The 16116-nt window shown below is 75.1% G+C and carries 16 protein-coding genes and 1 pseudogene; 13 read left to right on the top strand and 4 right to left on the bottom strand.

The genetic code is table 11. The features are described 5' to 3' along the window. From NBM05_RS14095 to add, 8 genes and pseudogenes are all read left to right on the top strand, one after another. A partial coding sequence (locus NBM05_RS14095; protein WP_254168761.1) for a hypothetical protein occupies nucleotides 1–288 on the top strand: 288 nt, incomplete at its 5' end. Continuing rightward, the gene (locus NBM05_RS14090) at nucleotides 285–1025 is read left to right on the top strand and encodes a hypothetical protein (RefSeq protein ID WP_254168759.1); all 741 of its coding nucleotides are present in this window, start codon (nucleotides 285–287) and stop codon (nucleotides 1023–1025) included. The genes NBM05_RS14095 and NBM05_RS14090, both read left to right, overlap by 4 nt. A 294-nt stretch (nucleotides 1026–1319) precedes the next feature. After that, nucleotides 1320–1751, top strand: a pseudogene (locus tag NBM05_RS15935) (signal peptidase I); the annotation flags it as partial. A 331-nt stretch (nucleotides 1752–2082) separates the two neighbouring features. Continuing rightward, nucleotides 2083–3111, top strand: a complete 1029-nt coding sequence (locus NBM05_RS14085) for a hypothetical protein (RefSeq protein WP_254168757.1) — start codon at nucleotides 2083–2085, stop codon at nucleotides 3109–3111. Between the two features lie 14 nt (nucleotides 3112–3125). Continuing rightward, nucleotides 3126–4409 (top strand): hypothetical protein, encoded by a 1284-nt coding sequence (locus tag NBM05_RS14080; RefSeq protein ID WP_254168755.1) that lies wholly within the window; start codon nucleotides 3126–3128, stop codon nucleotides 4407–4409. Next, nucleotides 4370–4519: a response regulator transcription factor gene (locus NBM05_RS14075; protein WP_254168753.1), complete on the top strand. Its 150-nt coding sequence runs from the start codon at nucleotides 4370–4372 to the stop codon at nucleotides 4517–4519. Before NBM05_RS14080 ends, NBM05_RS14075 begins: the two co-directional genes overlap by 40 nt. 129 nt (nucleotides 4520–4648) lie before the next feature. Continuing rightward, on the top strand, nucleotides 4649–5680 hold the full coding sequence (locus tag NBM05_RS14070) for a lipid II:glycine glycyltransferase FemX (protein WP_254168751.1): 1032 nt from the start codon (nucleotides 4649–4651) through the stop codon (nucleotides 5678–5680). Between the two features lie 46 nt (nucleotides 5681–5726). Beyond that, entirely contained in the window at nucleotides 5727–6782 is a 1056-nt protein-coding gene (gene add / locus NBM05_RS14065) for an adenosine deaminase (RefSeq protein ID WP_254168742.1), read from the top strand. Nucleotides 6783–6918: 136 nt separating this feature from the next. Here add and NBM05_RS14060 read toward each other — a convergent pair whose 3' ends face one another. Beyond that, complete coding sequence (locus NBM05_RS14060) at nucleotides 6919–7728, bottom strand: endo alpha-1,4 polygalactosaminidase (RefSeq protein WP_254168740.1); 810 nt, start codon at nucleotides 7726–7728, stop codon at nucleotides 6919–6921. A 620-nt stretch (nucleotides 7729–8348) separates the two neighbouring features. Here NBM05_RS14060 and NBM05_RS14055 point away from each other — a divergent pair. The 3 genes from NBM05_RS14055 to NBM05_RS14045 all read left to right on the top strand — a co-directional run bounded on the left by NBM05_RS14055 (nucleotide 8349) and on the right by NBM05_RS14045 (nucleotide 11439). After that, nucleotides 8349–9353: a hypothetical protein gene (locus NBM05_RS14055; protein WP_254168738.1), complete on the top strand. Its 1005-nt coding sequence runs from the start codon at nucleotides 8349–8351 to the stop codon at nucleotides 9351–9353. A 167-nt stretch (nucleotides 9354–9520) separates the two neighbouring features. After that, complete coding sequence (locus NBM05_RS14050) at nucleotides 9521–10798, top strand: bacteriocin-associated integral membrane family protein (protein ID WP_254168736.1); 1278 nt, start codon at nucleotides 9521–9523, stop codon at nucleotides 10796–10798. Then, on the top strand, nucleotides 10795–11439 hold the full coding sequence (locus NBM05_RS14045) for an ATP-binding cassette domain-containing protein (RefSeq protein ID WP_254168734.1): 645 nt from the start codon (nucleotides 10795–10797) through the stop codon (nucleotides 11437–11439). Before NBM05_RS14050 ends, NBM05_RS14045 begins: the two co-directional genes overlap by 4 nt. 96 nt (nucleotides 11440–11535) lie before the next feature. On the opposite strand, the gene NBM05_RS14040 is transcribed toward NBM05_RS14045, so the two are convergent. Together NBM05_RS14040 and NBM05_RS14035 are read right to left on the bottom strand one after the other, a co-directional pair. After that, on the bottom strand, nucleotides 11536–11910 hold the full coding sequence (locus tag NBM05_RS14040) for a hypothetical protein (protein WP_254168732.1): 375 nt from the start codon (nucleotides 11908–11910) through the stop codon (nucleotides 11536–11538). A 156-nt stretch (nucleotides 11911–12066) separates the two neighbouring features. Then, nucleotides 12067–12537: an acetyltransferase gene (locus NBM05_RS14035; protein ID WP_254168731.1), complete on the bottom strand. Its 471-nt coding sequence runs from the start codon at nucleotides 12535–12537 to the stop codon at nucleotides 12067–12069. A gap of 65 nt (nucleotides 12538–12602) precedes the next feature. Here NBM05_RS14035 and NBM05_RS14030 point away from each other — a divergent pair, with 65 nt between their 5' ends. Continuing rightward, nucleotides 12603–13943 (top strand): cryptochrome/photolyase family protein, encoded by a 1341-nt coding sequence (locus NBM05_RS14030; protein ID WP_254168729.1) that lies wholly within the window; start codon nucleotides 12603–12605, stop codon nucleotides 13941–13943. Nucleotides 13944–13961: 18 nt separating this feature from the next. Here NBM05_RS14030 and NBM05_RS14025 read toward each other — a convergent pair whose 3' ends face one another. Continuing rightward, entirely contained in the window at nucleotides 13962–14429 is a 468-nt protein-coding gene (locus tag NBM05_RS14025) for a DoxX family protein (RefSeq protein WP_254168728.1), read from the bottom strand. Nucleotides 14430–14597: 168 nt separating this feature from the next. On the opposite strand from NBM05_RS14025, the gene gad reads away from it, so the two are divergent. Then, nucleotides 14598–16004, top strand: a complete 1407-nt coding sequence (gene gad, locus NBM05_RS14020; protein ID WP_254168726.1) for a glutamate decarboxylase — start codon at nucleotides 14598–14600, stop codon at nucleotides 16002–16004. The last annotated feature ends 112 nt before the right edge of the window (nucleotides 16005–16116 follow it).

Genomic DNA, 16116 nt, shown 5'->3' with positions numbered 1-16116 from the left:
GTCTCCGACGGCACGTGGAGCGCGCTGCGGATGGGCGTCTACGCCGAGGGCGCGCCCCTCCTGCCCGGCGGGGTTCCGGTGCAGCCCGACCGCCTCGCGGCCTCGGGTGGCGTCGCGCTGCCGCGGCTGCCCGCCGACGGCGGGGGGAGCGCGGTCGTGGAGGTCAGGGTCTGGCTCGCCCCGGACGCGCCCCGGGAGGCGTACCTCGCGGGGTTCCCGCTCGACCTCGACGTCGTGGGGGAGACCACCGCGGGCGAGCGGTTCAGCACGGAGGTGGAGTTCTCATGAGCCGTCGGATCCCGCCGCGCCGGGGGAGGCGCCGCCCGGATGAGCCCCGGGACCGCCGTCCTCGCGCGAGTCTTCTCCGGGCGGGCACCGCGCTCTGCGGCGCGGCGGTCCTCGCCCTCGCGCTGGGCGGGCTCCACGGGCCCGGGGGCACCACCGCCGCCGCCTACACCGACCGGGGGTTCCTCAACGCCGCCTACTCCAGCTCGTTCGCGATCGGCGCGGTCGACGCCGCGGGCCGCGTCCACCTGACCGAGGGCGACTCCCTGAGCGGACGCTTCGGGGCCCTCGACCGGATGGTGCCGGGCAGCACCGCGGAGCTGGGCCTGGACGTCTTCAACAACACCCGCGGCTCCGAGGCCCAGGCGACCGTGCGGGTGGCTCCCGAGGGGGAGCTGGCGGGGGAGTACCGCTTCTCGGCCGCCGTCGTGCCCTCGGGCACCGCCGGGACCCGCCCGGGGACCCGCCCGCCGCGGATCCGTCCGCCGGCGGGCGCGTGCTCTTCGGGGACCCGGCCGATCCCTCGCGCGGCCTCCCCGCGGCGGAGATCCCCTCCGGTGCGGCGCTGCGCCTGTCGCCCCGCGAGGGGACCCCTCGCCGGCGGGGACCCGTGGACCGGACCCGCGGCCAGCCGGGCCCGCGTCGTCCTCTACGCCCATCTGCTCGACAACGACCGGACGAGCGCCGTCTCCACGGCGGCGACCCGCCTCACCCTGACCCTCGAAGGAACATCATCGTGACCCTGCGCCATCCCTCCCCGTCCGCCGCACCCGACGCCGCGGCCCCCGACGCCCCCGCGGTCTCGCTCGGCCCGGCGCCCACGCCCAACCCGGCGCCCGCGCCCGGCCCGGCGTCCACGCCCGGCCCGGCGCCCACGCCCAACCCGGCGCCCGAGGGCCCGCCGTCCCGACGCCGCCCACCCCGGCGTCGTCTGTCATGGCGTCGCCTGTCCCGGCGTCGTCCGCGGCGCGGCGGCCTCACCGGGACCGGCAAGAGGAGCACCGGCCCGGGGCCTCGCCGGGGTCGCCGACGTCGTGCGCTCCGTGGTCCTCTGGGGCGGGGCCCTGCTCGGCCTCGCGTGCATCGTCCTGTTCGTGCTCGGCCTCGTCCTCGGGTGGCGTCCCCAGGTGGTCGTGACCGGCTCGATGGAGCCCGCCATCCCGACCGGGTCGCTCGTGGTGGTGCGGCAGGTGCCGGCCGTGGACGTCGCGGTCGGCGACGTCGTCACCGTCCCGCGGCCCCACGGCGAGGGGCTCGTGACCCACCGCGTGATCGCGACCGAGCCCGTGGGCGGCGGCGCGTCCTCACCCTGCAGGGCGACGCGAACGTTTCCCGACCCCGAACCCTACGCGCTGACGACCGTGGGGCGGGAGGTCGTGACGCTGCCCGGCGTCGGGTTCCTGGCCACGCTGCTCAAGACGCCGGGCGGGATCGCCGCGATCGTAGTCCTGGCGGCGGCAGTGCTGGCCGCCTACGCCTGGCAGCTGCGCGACCCCGACGAGCCGCGGGGCCCTCCCGTCGGCGGCGAGGGCTGCGCGGCCCCGGCCGGCCCGGCGCAGCCGGCGAGGCGCACCGGCCTGCCGCACCCGGTGGGGCGCACCGGCCCACCGCATCCGGCGCCCCCGGCGGGCGGGGCTGATCCCCCTGCCGCGTCACATCGGGCCCGCGGCGCCGTATCCGATGGCCCCTCCCCGCGGCCGCAGGCAGAATGGACGGGAGCGCCCCGAGGTGTTCCGGCGCCGACGGACGGCCCCGGGCCCCGCGCCCGCCTCACCGGGGGGCCTCAGGAAGGCGGGCATGGGCTTCTACTTCTCCCGGGTGGTGGACGAGGTCGGCCGGGCGCTCATGGCCGGCGCCAACGTCCGGCTCACCGGGGTCCAGGGCAGCGGCCGCAGCGCGGTCATGGACCGCCTCGCCGAGCGGCTGGGCCGCCTCGGCCACACCGTGCACCGCGGCGGGGGCGGGCAGCTTCCCCGACGGATGTCCGGGCAGCTGATCGCCCAGCTCGGCATTCCCTGGCCGCCCGCGGGGTCCTCCGCGGCCACCGGCGTCGACGCCGCGGTGGATCGGCTCTGCGCCGCGTGGAGCGCCGAGGGCCACCCCGTCCTGCTCCTGGACGACGCCCACGAGATCGACGCCGTCTCGGCGGGCATCCTCGCCCGGGCCGTGCGCCGGATGCGCGTCCCCGTGGTCCGGGCGGTGCGGCACGGCGTCGCGGACCCCGAGGACTTGGACCGGCCCGTCTCCGCCGCGGCCGAGGTGGGCGTCGCGATGCCCGCCATGACCGCGGACGACGTCGTCGAGATGGCCGCGCAGCTGCTCGGCGCCCCGCCCGAGCCGATGCTCGCGGCCCGCGTGCTCGCCAAGTCCGGCGGCATCCCCGGCCTCTCGGCCAGCATCATCACCACCGCGCGGGTCGCCGGGCACATCGAGCTCGCGTTCGGCCAGTGGCGGGTGGCCTCCGACTCGCTGTGGAACCAGCACCTGGCCCCCGTCATCGACGCCCGGCTGCAGGGCCTCCCGCGCGCCGAGCGGGAGGCGCTCGCGGTCATCGCGCTGCGGGGCGCGGCCGCGCCGGCCGAGCTGATCGCCGCCCACCCCGCCGAGGCCCTCGTGGGCCTGGAGCGGCGCGGGCTCCTCGCGGAGGCGGCGGAGGGCGGGGCGCGCCGGATCCACGTCTGGCCGCCGATCCTCGCCGACCGCTACCAGCGCGGCCTGAGCACCCTGGCGCGGATGGCGCTGACCGGCGACGCCGCCGGGGACCTCCCGCCGGTCCCGACCTTCCCGGCGAACCGTCGGCCGACCTGCCGGAGCGGCGCGCCGTGATGCTCGCCCGGCGCATGCAGGACGCCGCGCGGCGGCGGGCGGCGCAGCGCTACGCACGGTGGGCGGAGCGCCCCACGGAGGCCCGGGCCGTCAGGTACCTCGACGCCGCCTTCGGCTCGGCCGGGGAGTCCGCGCGGTTCCGCGAGGTCCTCGCCTGGCTGGAGGACCTGGGCCCCACCTTCTCCGCGGGGTACGTCGAGCTGCTGCGCCAGGCGCTGCGGGCCGCCGGGGGTCAGGAGGGAGCGGACGGGGCGCCGTCGGGGGCCGAGCCGTTCCCCGACCCGCGCTCCCTCGTCGAGGCCCTCGCGGTGATCGCCGACGACGACCTCGAGTCCCCGCCGGAGGACTCGGACCCCGACCGCTGCGTGATCCGCGCGATCGTCACCGGCCGCATCGACGCCGCCCGCGACCTCTCCGAGCGGCTCGGCGCGAGCCGGCTCAGCGCCGCCCTGCGCTGCCACGTGCTGTACCTGGACGGGCGCATCGACGAGGCGATCCTGCGGCTGCGCGCCCTCCTGGAGGAGGCCTCGGCCGACGCGGACCGGGACACCTTCCTCATCGCCTCGCACGGGCTGGCGCTGATCGAGCGGCACTGGGGCGACCCCGCGGCGTCGCACTCGATCCTCAGCGCGGCGCTGAGCGTGGGGCAGCCCGGCGTCGTGAGCTCGACCTTCTTCGGCGCCATGCTGCACTGGGCGGCCGTCGACGCGCACGACCGGGGCCGCTACGCGCTGCGGGACGCGCTGTGGCGGGACGGCTCCTCCTACGCCCCCGGCGTCGGACCGCTCTACGGGATGGGCGGGGACCTCGTGCGGGCGATGGTCGAGGAGGACCCCGAGCGCTTCGACCGGGCCGCCGCGGAGGTGATCCGGGCGCGCGTGGAGCGGGGCTACGTCATCGCCGCCCTGCACACGGGGGTGGGGGCGCTGCAGCGGCACGCGGGCCCGGAGCTGTTCGCGGCCATCGCGGGCATCCCCGCGCCGCGGGGCTCCTCGCCCCTGAGCTTCCTGCAGCCCCTCGCCGGGGCGCTCGAGGCGGGCCGGGCGGACGAGGCCGGGCGGATCCTCGCGGCCCTGCCCGCCGGCTTCGCGCCGACCTCCGCGCGCATGGTTGCCGCCGCGGTGCGCTGGTGGCGGGGCGCGGCGAGGACCGGCGCGCGGAGGAGCTCGCGCGGCTGCTGGGCCCCTCGCGCGACGCCGCCGAGGAGGCGGTCACGGGCCTGTCCCGGCGCGAGGCGGAGGTCGGGATGCTGGCGGGCATGCTCACCAACGCCGAGATCGCGCAGCGCCTGGGGCTGAGCACGCGGACCGTGGAGAACCACGTGGCCAACGCGCTGAAGAAGACGGGCCTGGCCGGGCGCGAGGAGCTGGCGCGGCGGCTGATGCGGGCGGAGCGCCCCTTCCGCTGAGGCGCGGGCGAGCCGTCCGGAGGGTCTGTACCAGACCCCGGTTCGCGCGTCATATGTGACGTATGTGACGCCCGATGAATAGACTGGTCAACACTGCATTTTTCTCGAGATCCGCGAGGTTGGACCAGCATGACCGAGCAGCGCACCCGCCCACGCACCGTCGTGGGGCCCCAGAGCGTCCTCCAGAGCGCGGCGTGGGGCGACTTCCAGGGCCGGGTCGACCGGCCGGTGCGCAGCCTCTCCGGGGAGGGGTGGCGGGCCCTGGTCGTGGAGGAGAGCACGGCGGTCGGCACGTGCTGGTACCTGCCCTACGGGCCGGTCGCGGAGGGGCCCGAGCAGCTCGCCGCCGCCCTGCGGAGCCTGCGCGAGGCCGCCCGTGCGGCGGGGGCCGGGTGGCTGCGCGTGGAGCCGATCCTCGACGTCGTGCGCGGCCCGGCCGCCGCGGGGACGGGCGAGGCCTCCCGGGTCCTGGGGCGCTCGCGCGCCGTCGCCGCGCCGCGGGACATCCAGCCGCGCCGCAGCCGCTGGATCGACGTCGCGCGCTCCGAGGAGGAGATCCTCCGGGACATGACCGGAACCAACCGGAACCTCTGGCGGCGCCACCGCGACAAGGACCTGAGCATCACGGCCAGCAGCGACCCGGGGGAGGTCGAGGTGCTGATCGGCCTGCTCGAGGGCTCGGCGCAGCGCAACGACTTCCGGGCGCACGACGCCGGCTACCTCCGCGAGGCCGCCCGCACCCTCCTGCCCCGCGACGCCGCGACGGTGTACGTGACCCGCCACCGCGGCGAGCCGGTCTGCGCGATGATGGTCTACGACTCGCCGAGCACCAGGATCTTCGCCCACTCGGCGATGAAGGAGGGGCAGCGGAAGCTGCGCCCCAACCAGCCGATGGTCGTCCAGGCGATCCTCGACGCCGCCGCGCGCGGCCAGGAGATCGCTGACCTGTTCGGCATCGCGCCCACCGACGACCCCGAGCACCCCTGGGCGGGGTTCAGCGGCTTCAAGCGCTCCTTCGGCGGCTACGACGTGAACCTGACGGGGACGTGGGACATCCCGGTCACGGCCTGGCGGTACCGGCTCTACGTCGGGCTGCGGCGGGCGCGGCGGCTCCAGCGCGCGGTGCGCGGGGGCCTGGGGCGGCTGCTCGCCCACCCGTGACGAGAGGGCGCCCGCACCACCGATACGATACGAAGGGGAAACGCACATGAACCGCGACGACTACCTGCGCCTGATTCCCAAGGCCGAGCTGCACTGCCATTTCGTGTCGACCATGCGCGTCTCGACCCTGCTCGAGCTCTGCGCGGAGCACCGCGTGCCGCTGCGCACCGACGACCTCGACTCGCTCCTCGACTACGAGGGCCTGCCCGACTTCCTCGACGTCTTCAACGCCGCCCACCACGCCCTCACGCGGGGGGACGAGATCGCCCGCGTCGCCTACGAGGGCGTGGAGGACGCCGTCCGGTCGGGCAACCTCAGGTACCGGGAGTACTTCGTCAACCCGGACAACTTCGCGGACCGCGGCATCGACTACCCCTCGCTGATCGACGCCATGAGCGACGGCCTGCTGCAGGCGGAGCGCGACTTCGGCGTGGGGTTCGGGATCGTCCCCTCCATCAACCGCTCGCTGCCCGCCTCTGCGGCGACGCAGATGGTGCGCACCGTGCTCGACCACCCTCGTGACCGGGTGCTCGGCATCGGCAAGGACGACATCACCCCGGAGCGGGGGGAGGACCCCCGCCGTTTCGCGGAGGCGTACGCCCTGGCCCGCCGGCACGGGCTGCGCACCACGGCGCACGTGGGCGAGAACCTGACCATGCCGCCGGAGAACGTGCTCATCGCCCTGGACGAGCTGCAGGTGGACCGGGTCGACCACGGGTACCGGGTCGTCGACGACGAGGCCGTCCTGGAGCGCGCCCTCGACGCCGGCGTCCCCTTCGTCTGCACGCCCCACTCCACGGCGATGCTCTCCGGATGGGAGTTCTCCGACGCGCACCGCATCGCCCGGATGGTGGACGCGGGCCTCCGGGTGACCTTCGCGACCGACGACGCCGTCTTCTTCAAGACGGACATCGGCAAGGAGTACGTCGAGGCACTCCCCCGGATGGGGCTCGACCTCCCCGACGCGGTGCGCATCGCCCGCACCGGCTTCGAGGCCGCCTGGTGCGACGACGCCGAGCGGTCACGCCTCCTCGCGGACTTTGACGGCCTCGTGACCGCCCTGAACGCCGCCCTGCGGGATTCGGAGGGGCACGGGGCCTGACCGGGGGTCGGGCCTCCGGCCGCCCGCGTCGTCCGAGGACTGACCGCGGCCCGTCCGCGTCGTCAGCCAGGGGGGGGGCTGACCGCCGCTCGTCCGCGTCGTCGGTCGAGGGCTGACTACCGCCCCCTCCGCGTCGTCAGCCCGATGCGGGGCAGGATTCGTAGACGTGGCCGGAGCGCCCCGCGAGCAGCAGCTCGGGGTCCCGCAGGATCGTCGGCACGGCCGGGCCGGAGCCCTCGCACGCGGAGGTGAAGCCGTCCCGGCCGAGCTCATCGGTGTACTCGACGTCGAGCACCACGGGGTACGCGTCCGCGGCGGCGTCGCACTCGTCGAAGGCGCGGCAGGACTCGGTGATCGCGAAGTCGAAGCCCAGCGCCCGCAGCCGGGCCGACTGCTCGACCGCGTTCTTCTGCGCGATCGCCAGGCCGCTCCGGTGCGCCGCCTCGACCAGCAGGGCCGCCAGCGCCTCGTTGTCCTCCGCGGTCAGCGCCCCTTCGGAGCGGAGGTGGGAGTCGAGGTTGTCCACCTCGACGGCGTCGTACCCGTCCCGCGCGCACCCCTCGATCCAGGGCCCGACGACGTCCGCGATGCGCTCCCGCTTCCCGGCGGTGGAGGTGTCCAGGAGGTACTCGTCGGGCCAGCCGGGGTCGGCCAGCGGCTCGCCGTCGCGGTCGCGCAGCACGAGGTCCGGCCGCTCCTCGAGCCATCGACTCGACTCGCCGGGCTGGGTCTGGAAGCCGTTGACGTAGCAGACGTCGTAGCCGCGGCCGGCGGGCGGGGCGGTGCGGTCGCGCACGACCGTGGTCGCACCGCCCGGAGGGTCGTAGGGGCCGCCGAGCTGGTAGTCGAAGGCGGCGCCCGCCGGCGGTGCGGTGGGGGATCCGTCCGCGGCCGACGCCGCGGGGGCGGGTGACGTTGAGTCGGACGTCGCGGGGACGGGTGACACTGAACCTGATGCTGCAGGGGCGGACGACGCCGGGTCCCCGGTCCCCGCTCCGGAGGGGCCGCCGGAATCCGCCTCTGGTGCGGAACAACCGGCCGAGCAGAGCAGCGCCACGGCGACGACGGCGGCGAGGACCAATCGTCTCAGCCTCGTGCATGGGTGGCGGGGGCTCTCATCGCTCATGGCGCGCATCCTACACGCGGCCGGACGACTTCTCGGCAGTGAAGACGCCTGCCCGCGGGGATGGCTCCCACTTGGCGCTCAGCGCCGTCGGTCCTTGAACCTTGCCTCGTTGATCACCGGGGCTCCATGAGGAGGCCGAGGAGGACGACGACCCCTGTGAGGAGAGCCAGCATGCCGAGATCGGCACATGTGCCGTCAGCGCGGTCGATCCGGCTTCCTGCCCCCGCCCTAGCCTGGGAGCATCGACGCCGTACCGCCGGGCAACGGTGCCACGGTGGGAGGTCGGCATCGTGCTGAAGGAGGTGATCCCGTGACGAGGATCAGAAGGATCATGGCAGCCCTGGCGTGCACCGCATGGTCGAGGACCTCCGTGACGTCCGGGGCGGGACACACCTGCCGGACCTACTGGAACACGTACTGACCGTGGGGACTCCGGCGGCGTGGGCGTGAGGGCCGCGTGGTGCGTTCTGCTGACGGGGGCCCTGCTGGGCACCTCGGCGACGGTCGTCCTCGGGGAGGTCGCGCACCGGGAGGCGCGTGACCGCGGGGCGGGGCAGCGGGTGGGCGAGGCCTTCGCCTGGCCCGACCACCCGGCGCTCTCCGATCCCGGCGAGACGCTGGCGGTGCTCGAGGAGGCCGCCACGGAGACCGGCACGACCGTCATCCGGTCGGTCGGCGGCGATGCGGTGGGGCGGCCGACCGTCGGGCACTTCGTCTTCCCGGGGAGCGGCGAGACCCGGCTCTTCGCCGAGTACTCCCTGGCCTCGGGGCGGTGGCCCGCGGCGGGTGAGCTGCGCGCGGCCACGGCGCTGGCGACCACCGACGCGGCGGAGCGGCCGGACGGCGTCGTGACGACGGGGGTTCCGCGCGTGCTCGCCCACCGGTACGAGCTCACGGTCGCCCCGCTGGCCCTGGCGTTCGACAGAGTGCCGACGGCGGGCCTCTACACCCTGGAGGCCCCGGACCGGGACCGACGGGACCGGTTCCTGGAGAGGATCCTCGCGCACATGGTGCAGGCGGGGGCGACCGAGGTGGTGCGCGCCGACCTGGAGGGCCCGCCACCGGCCGGAGGGCACGAGGAGGGACGGGTCTTGGCGTCGGGCGCGGTGCCCTGGCTCCTGGGGGCCGTGGCGGTGCTGGTGGCCCTGGCGATGCTCGTCCGCGACGCCCGCACCGTGGGCGTCCTGCGGCTCCTGGGGTACTCGCGGCGGCTGGTCTGGTACCGCGTCGTGGGCCGGTGGGCACTGCTCGCGGCGGTCCTCGGTTCGGCCGGGGGCGGAGCGATCGCGGTGCTGCTGCCGGGGGCCGACGCCGACCTGCTCCTGCGGACCCTCGCGGCATCGGGGGCTGCCGCGGGCGCCGTCGTGCTCTCGACCGCCCTGGGAGGGATCCTCGTCATCCAGCGCATCCACGCGGCGGAGCTGATGAAAGGAGGGTTGCGATGACGCCGCCCCGTGACCATGACCGTGCTCGTAGCCGTGCCCATGCCCATGTTCGCGCCCGTGACCGGGTCCGAGTCGGTGCCCGCGAGGCGTCGGCGCCCGGACCTCATCGGATCCCGTCGGTCTCCCGCGGCGGCCGGGGACGAGTCATCACCGGCATACTGGCGAGCGTGAAGGGCGCCTGCGGCGTCGCCCTGTTCCTGATCGTCCTGCAGGCCCTGACCCAGGCGGGGGAGCTGGCCTCCCGCGAGGGCAGCCTCGGGACCTGGGAGGACACCGGATCGTACGCCGTGTTCTACCCGCGGTCGGTGGGCGAGGACCTGGGGGAGATCGAGGCCGGGGGCCACGCGAGCAAGGCCGCCGAGGCGGGGCCGCTGTACGAGGCGCTCGACGCCGCGGGGGCCCTGTTCGTCGACGCCTCGGCGTACGAGGCCGGTGGGCCGAGCGAGGACCCGACCGGCGGCGTCGAACCCCCGCGACCCGTGATCAGGGTGAACGCCAACTACCTGGAGCGGTACCCGCTGCTGGACGCGGACGGTGGGCGCGTCGGCGTCGCGCCGGAGGAGACCGCGTGGGTCGTCGCGGTGCCGGAGACGTACCGCGATCAGGAGGAGCGGCTGCGGGAGCTGTTCACCGCGCGGCGCATCGGGTCCGGAGGCGTAGACGGCGCGGTCCAGGCCAGCGAGGGCATGCTCGGGAGCGCGCCGCCGGACCGGTTCCGGGAGCAGGCGGTGCGCATCGTCTGGACCGCCGCCGGGCAGCGGGTCTTCGGCTTCAGCACCCTCGTCGCCCCGGAGGACGGGCACCTGGTCGAGGACCCGATCGTCGAGGTCATGACGCCGTCCAACAGCCTGCCCGTCGACCGGCTCAACGCCGTGACCGGCGAGCTCAACGCACCGCTGAAGGTGCCGGTCGGAGCGGACCCGGCGGGCACCCTGCGGTCCCTCCAGCCGATGCTGGCGGAGCTGCGCCTGCAGGACAACCTGCGGCACCTGGTGACGACGCACGAGGCGGTCCTGGGCGAGCTGAGGCAGCTGCAGGCCGCCCTGAGCGGGAGCGTCGCCGCGGCCGTCGTGGCCTTCCTCGCGCTGACCGTCCTGGGCGTCGCGCTGGTGGCGATCGTCTGCGATCGGGACCGGCTGCGCCTGACGGTCAGGCGCCTCCACGGGCACGGGTTCTGGCGCACGCACCGGGAGACGCTCGCCCTCCTGGGCGGCGTCTGGGGTGCGCAGCTGATCGTCGCCGTGGGGTTCCTCGCGGTCCGTCAGCTGCGTCCCGCGCCGGTGGGTGGTGCCCCGGCGGGCAGTGCCGGCGCGGGCGGCTGGGAGGCGCTGCCGCCGCTCCTGGCGGTGGCCGGCGCGTGCGCGCTCGTCGAGCTGTGCCTGGCGGCGGCCGCGGTGCTCGTCCTGGAGCGTCGGCACCTGGCGAGGAGGCTGAGGGAGCTGTGAGCGGGGAGGCGGTGGCCGAGCTGAGGGGCGTGTCGAAGGGCTACGGGGGCCGCGCCGTCGTCGTCGGGCGCGACCTGCGCGTGGAGGACGGGGAGATGGTGGCGCTCGCCGGGCCCAGTGGCGCGGGGAAGTCGACGCTGCTCAACATGATCGGGCTGCTGGAGGCGCCGGACGAGGGGGAGGTCCGGCTGTTCGGCCGGCCCGCGCCCCGGCCCCGGACGCGGGCGGCCCAGCGCCTGTTCCGGGACCGGATCGGGTACCTGTTCCAGAACGGGGCCCTCGTCGACGACGCCACGGTCGCCGGGAACCTCGAACTGGCGCTGGCCTACGCGCCCCGGTCGGAGCCGGCGGGGCCCGCGATCTCGGGCGCCCTGGAGCGGGTGGGCCTGCGGGGGATGGGGCGCCGGCCGGTGCACTCCCTCTCGGGAGGCGAGCGCCAGCGGGTCGCGATCGCCCGCCTGATGATCAAGCCGTGCTCGCTGATCCTCGCCGACGAGCCGACGGGCTCGCTGGACGAGGCGAACCGTTCGCTCGTCGTCGACCTGCTGCGCGGGCTGAACGCGGAGGGGCGGACGGTGGTCGCGGCGTCCCACGATGCCGCTCTGGTCGAGGCATGCTCGAGGGCGATCCGGGTCGGGTGATGCGGGACGAGGAGCCCGTGGGCGGTTCCTCGTCCAGCGCAGGACCCGTCGCCGGTCATCGGGCCAAGCGCCGGCGGTCGCCTGAGAGCGCCCCGCTCACCCCTCGGGCGCCTCCCCGGCGGGCATGGTCACGACGGCTCGCCACACGACCGGGTCCCCGAGCTCGGTGATCGGCAGACCGGCGACCCCCGTCTGCGCGAACGACGCCTCGGGATCGAGCACGCGCAGACGGTCGCCCGCCGCGGCCAAGCAGAACAGGAGGGCCTGGACGGTGTCGACGCCGTAGGTCGTGAGGCTCTCGACGACGTCGCCGGCGGCGTCGAGGAACCGGTAGGTCATCGACGGGGTCTCGTCCGGCGTGGGGAGGATGTGCAGGGTGAGCGGCCCGGACCCCGTCTCGAAGACGCGTGCGGCGATCACGGTCTCTTGCGCGTGGTCCAGTCCGCGGTCCCGAGGCGGAAATGACGTCATGGACGTCGATGCTAGCGGAGGTCCTCAGGCAGCCGGACGGGATCGGCGGACTCGACGCCGGGTTCCGCAAAAGCGGCACGACGTCGGCCGGCATGGGCTCGGCACCGCACCGGGCACTCCGGCGGCTTCAACCCCGCACCGGGCCCCCCGGTGGCCTCAGCCCCGCGCCCTCCCCAAGTGCAGCAACGGGAACGGCCGCCCCTCGCCGTCGAGCTCCGAGCGCCCGCGCTCCTCGAAGCCGCGCGCCCGGTAGAAGGCCACGGCCCCCGGATTCTGCTCGTTGACGTCCACGGCGGCCTCCGGGAGGTCCCGGACGGCGTCCTCCAGCAGCCGGGTCCCGACGCCGCGGCCGTGCTCCGCGGGATCCACGAAGAGCATCTCGACGACGCCGTCCTCCACGGCCACGAACCCGACGACGCCGCGCCCCGCGTCCTCGGCCACGCGCAGGTCGGACATGCGCGGCAGGTACGAGGCCACGGCCCGCTCGTAGAAGTCGACGTCGTCGGGGTCCAGGAAGCCGTGGGTGGCCTCGACGGCGCGCCGCCACAGCCGCAGGAGGGCGGGGTGCTCGGCGGGGTCGGCGGGTCGGATCGTGAGGTGGTCGTTCGGGGCGTCGTCGCGGGTCATGGGAACATCCTGACATGCCGGTGCGGCCCCGGGCAGCGGCGCCCCCGCCCGCATAGAATGCGGCCATGAGCACCCTCGTATGGTTCAGGGACGACCTCCGCACCTCCGACCACCCGGCCCTCCGCCGCGCCGTGGACCGCGGGGAGCCCGTGGTCTGCCTCTACGTCCTGGACGAGGTGTCCGAGGGCGTCCGGCCCCTGGGCGGGGCCGCGCGGTGGTGGCTGCACCACTCGCTGACGGCCCTGGGGGAGCGGATCGCCGAGCTCGGCGGCCGGCTGGTCCTGCGCCGGGGCGCGGCGGGCGACGTCGTCCCCGAGGTCGCCCGCGAGGCGCAGGCCGACCTCGTCCTCTGGAACCGCCGCTACGGCGGCCCCGAGCGGGCGGTCGACGCCGCGCTCAAGGAGGGCTTCGGCGAGGACGGGATCGAGGCGCACTCCTTCGCCGCCTCCCTGCTCTTCGAGCCGTGGACCGTCCGGACGCGGCAGGACGAGCGGTTCAAGGTCTTCTCGCCCTTCTGGCGGGCGTGCCTCGAGAAGCCCGAGCCGCGGCGGCCCGAGCCCGCACCCGAGCGGATCCCCTCCCCGGAAGAGCACCCGCGCTCCGAGGACCTGGGCGACTGGGGCCTGCTGCCCACCGCCCCCGACTGGTCGGGCGGGATCGCCGAGGCGTGGGAGCCCGGTGAGGCCGCCGCGGAGCGCCGCTTGGAGCGCTTCCTGTCCGACGCCGCGGAGCACTACGAGGACGAGCGGGACCTCCCCGGCGTCGAGGACGCCACCTCCGGGCTCTCGCCGCACCTGCGCTGGGGCGAGATCAGCCCGTACACGGTGTGGCACCGGGCGCGGGAGAGCGGCCGCGACGTCGAGTCGTTCCTCTCCGAGATCGGCTGGCGCGAGTTCGCCTGGCACACCCTCTACGCGCACCCGGACCTGGCCACGGTGAACCTCGACCGCCGCTTCGACGCCTTCCCCTGGCCCGAGCTGGACGAGGACGAGCTCGCGGCGTGGCGCTCGGGGACCACCGGCGTCGCGCTGGTGGACGCCGGCATGCGGGAGCTGTGGCACACGGGGACCATGCACAACCGGGTGCGGATGGTCGCGGCGTCGTTCCTGGTCAAGAACTTGCTGATCGACTGGCGGATCGGCGAGCGGTGGTTCTGGGACACCCTGGTGGACGCCGACGCCGCGAGCAACCCGTTCAACTGGCAGTGGATCGCCGGGTGCGGGGCCGACGCCGCGCCCTACTTCCGGGTCTTCAACCCGGACCGCCAGGTCGAGCGCTTCGACCCCCGGGGCGTGTACCTCACCCGGTGGGGCGCGGCCGAGGAGGGGCGCGAGCCGATCGTGGACCTCAAGGAGTCGCGGAAGGCGGCGCTGGCGGCCTTCGAGGAGATCAAGCAGGAGGGATAGGCGCCCCGGCCGTGCGCCTCAGCGCCGCTTCCGGCCGCCCAGCCCCCGCCGCGACGTCGCCCACAGGGCCCAGGCCACGAGCAGCGGCTGGAAGAGCAGGCGGACGAAGCGCTTGGTGTCGGTGTCCAGGCCGAAGCCGTCCCGGTGGTTGATCCACTGGGAGAGGTTGCCCGGGAACACCGCGACGAAGAACAGCGCCGCGATCCGGCCCACGGCGACGCGGTGCCGCCGCGCGGCGACGAGGGCCGCGCCCAGCCCGATCTCGACGACGCCCGAGGCCAGCACCGTGGTGTCGGCGTCCAGGGGCACGAACTCCGGCACCTGGGCCTGGAACTCGTCCCGGGCGAAGGTCAGGTGGCCGGTGCCCGCGAAGACGAGCCCCGCGCCGAGCAGCACGCGGGCCACAGTGCGGGTACGCTGCGTCCCCTCCTCCGCGGGACCGGAGCGGGCGCGCCGCCGTGCGCGCCGCGAAGAACCGAAGACCATGCGAAACCCCTTGTCAGCCGATGACTCGTAGCAGGTCGTGCCAGTCTACGCCCGCCCGGCGTCGGGACGGCGCGACACATCCGCGATGCCCCTTGTCCGGCCGCGCGGCCCGCTCTACGGTCGTGAGGTGGCGGGCCGCCGCGCCCGCCCCGATCGGAAGGATCCCCCGTGCACCCCACCCCGAACCCGGACCACACCCACGACCGGCGCACCCGGACGGTCGAGCTCAACCCGGTCTTCTCGCGCCCGGGCGAGGACACGGAGCTGCCGAAGTTCAGCCTGCCCGACGGCGAGTCCCTGCCGGAGACCGCCTACCAGATCGTCCACGACGAGGCGATGCTGGACGGCAACGCGCGCCTGAACCTCGCGACCTTCGTCGGGACCTGGATGGACGACCAGGCGGGCCGCCTGTACGCCGAGGCGGCCGACAAGAACATGGTCGACAAGGACGAGTACCCGCAGACCGCGGCCATCGAGACCCGCTGCTGGACGATGCTCGCCGACCTCTGGAACGCCCCCGAGCCGCGGGACGCCGTGGGGACCTCCACCGTGGGCTCCTCCGAGGCGTGCATGCTGGGCGGGCTCGCACTCAAGCGCCGTTGGCAGCACGCCCGCCGGGCCGCGGGCCGGTCCACCGAGCGGCCCAACCTGGTGCTCTCCTCCGCGGTGCAGGTGTGCTGGGAGAAGTTCTGCAACTACTTCGAGGTCGAGCCGCGCTACGTGCCGATCAGCGAGGAGCACCGCGTGCTGGACGGGCACGAGCTGGACCGGTACGTGGACGAGAACACGATCGGCGTCGTCGCGATCATGGGGGTCACCTATACGGGGATGTACGAGCCGGTGGCCCGGATCGCCGAGGCCCTGGACGAGATCGAGGAGCGGACGGGCCTGGACGTGAGGATCCACGTGGACGGCGCCTCGGGGGCCATGATCGCGCCCTTCGTGCAGCCGGAGCTGGCGTGGGATTTCCGCATCGAGCGGGTGGCCTCGATCAACACCTCGGGCCACAAGTACGGGCTCGTCTACCCGGGGCTGGGCTGGGTCGTGTGGCGGGACCGGGAGGCGCTGCCGGAGGACCTGGTCTTCCGGGTCAGCTACCTCGGCGGGGACATGCCGACCTTCGCCCTGAACTTCTCCCGGCCGGGCGCGCAGGTGCTGCTCCAGTACTACCTGTTCCTCCGGCTGGGCGAGGAGGGGTTCACCCGGGTGCAGCGGACCTCCCACGACGTCGCGACGTACCTGGCGGGGCAGATCGGCGAGATCCCGGCCTTCGAGCTGTGGAACGACGGCACGGACATCCCGGTCTTCGCGTGGCGGCTGCGGGAGGGGCACACCGAGAACTGGGACCTCCACCACCTCTCGGACCGGCTGCGCGCCCGGGGCTGGCTGGTGCCCGCCTACCCGATGCCGGCCGACCTGACCGAGATCACCGTGCAGCGCGTGGTGGTGCGCAACGGCTTCAGCCGCAACCTGGCGGAGGCGTTCCTGCAGGACCTGCGGCACGAGGTCGCGTACCTGGACGCGCTGACCGGGCCCATGCCCAGCACCGGGGACGGGGCGGCCTTCCACCACTGAGCGGCGGGTCCCGTTGCTAGCATGAGCCCGTGAGCTTCGCCCCCCCCCCCCCCCCCCCCGCCCCCGCGGCGCGCGCGCGCCCCTTTTCTCCCCCACGCCTCCCCCCCCTACG

The sequence above is a fragment of the Rothia santali genome, assembly GCF_024199905.1.
GTDB classification, from domain to species: Bacteria; Actinomycetota; Actinomycetes; order Actinomycetales; family Micrococcaceae; genus Rothia; species Rothia santali.
This window is presented reverse-complemented; position numbering and strand designations above follow the sequence as displayed.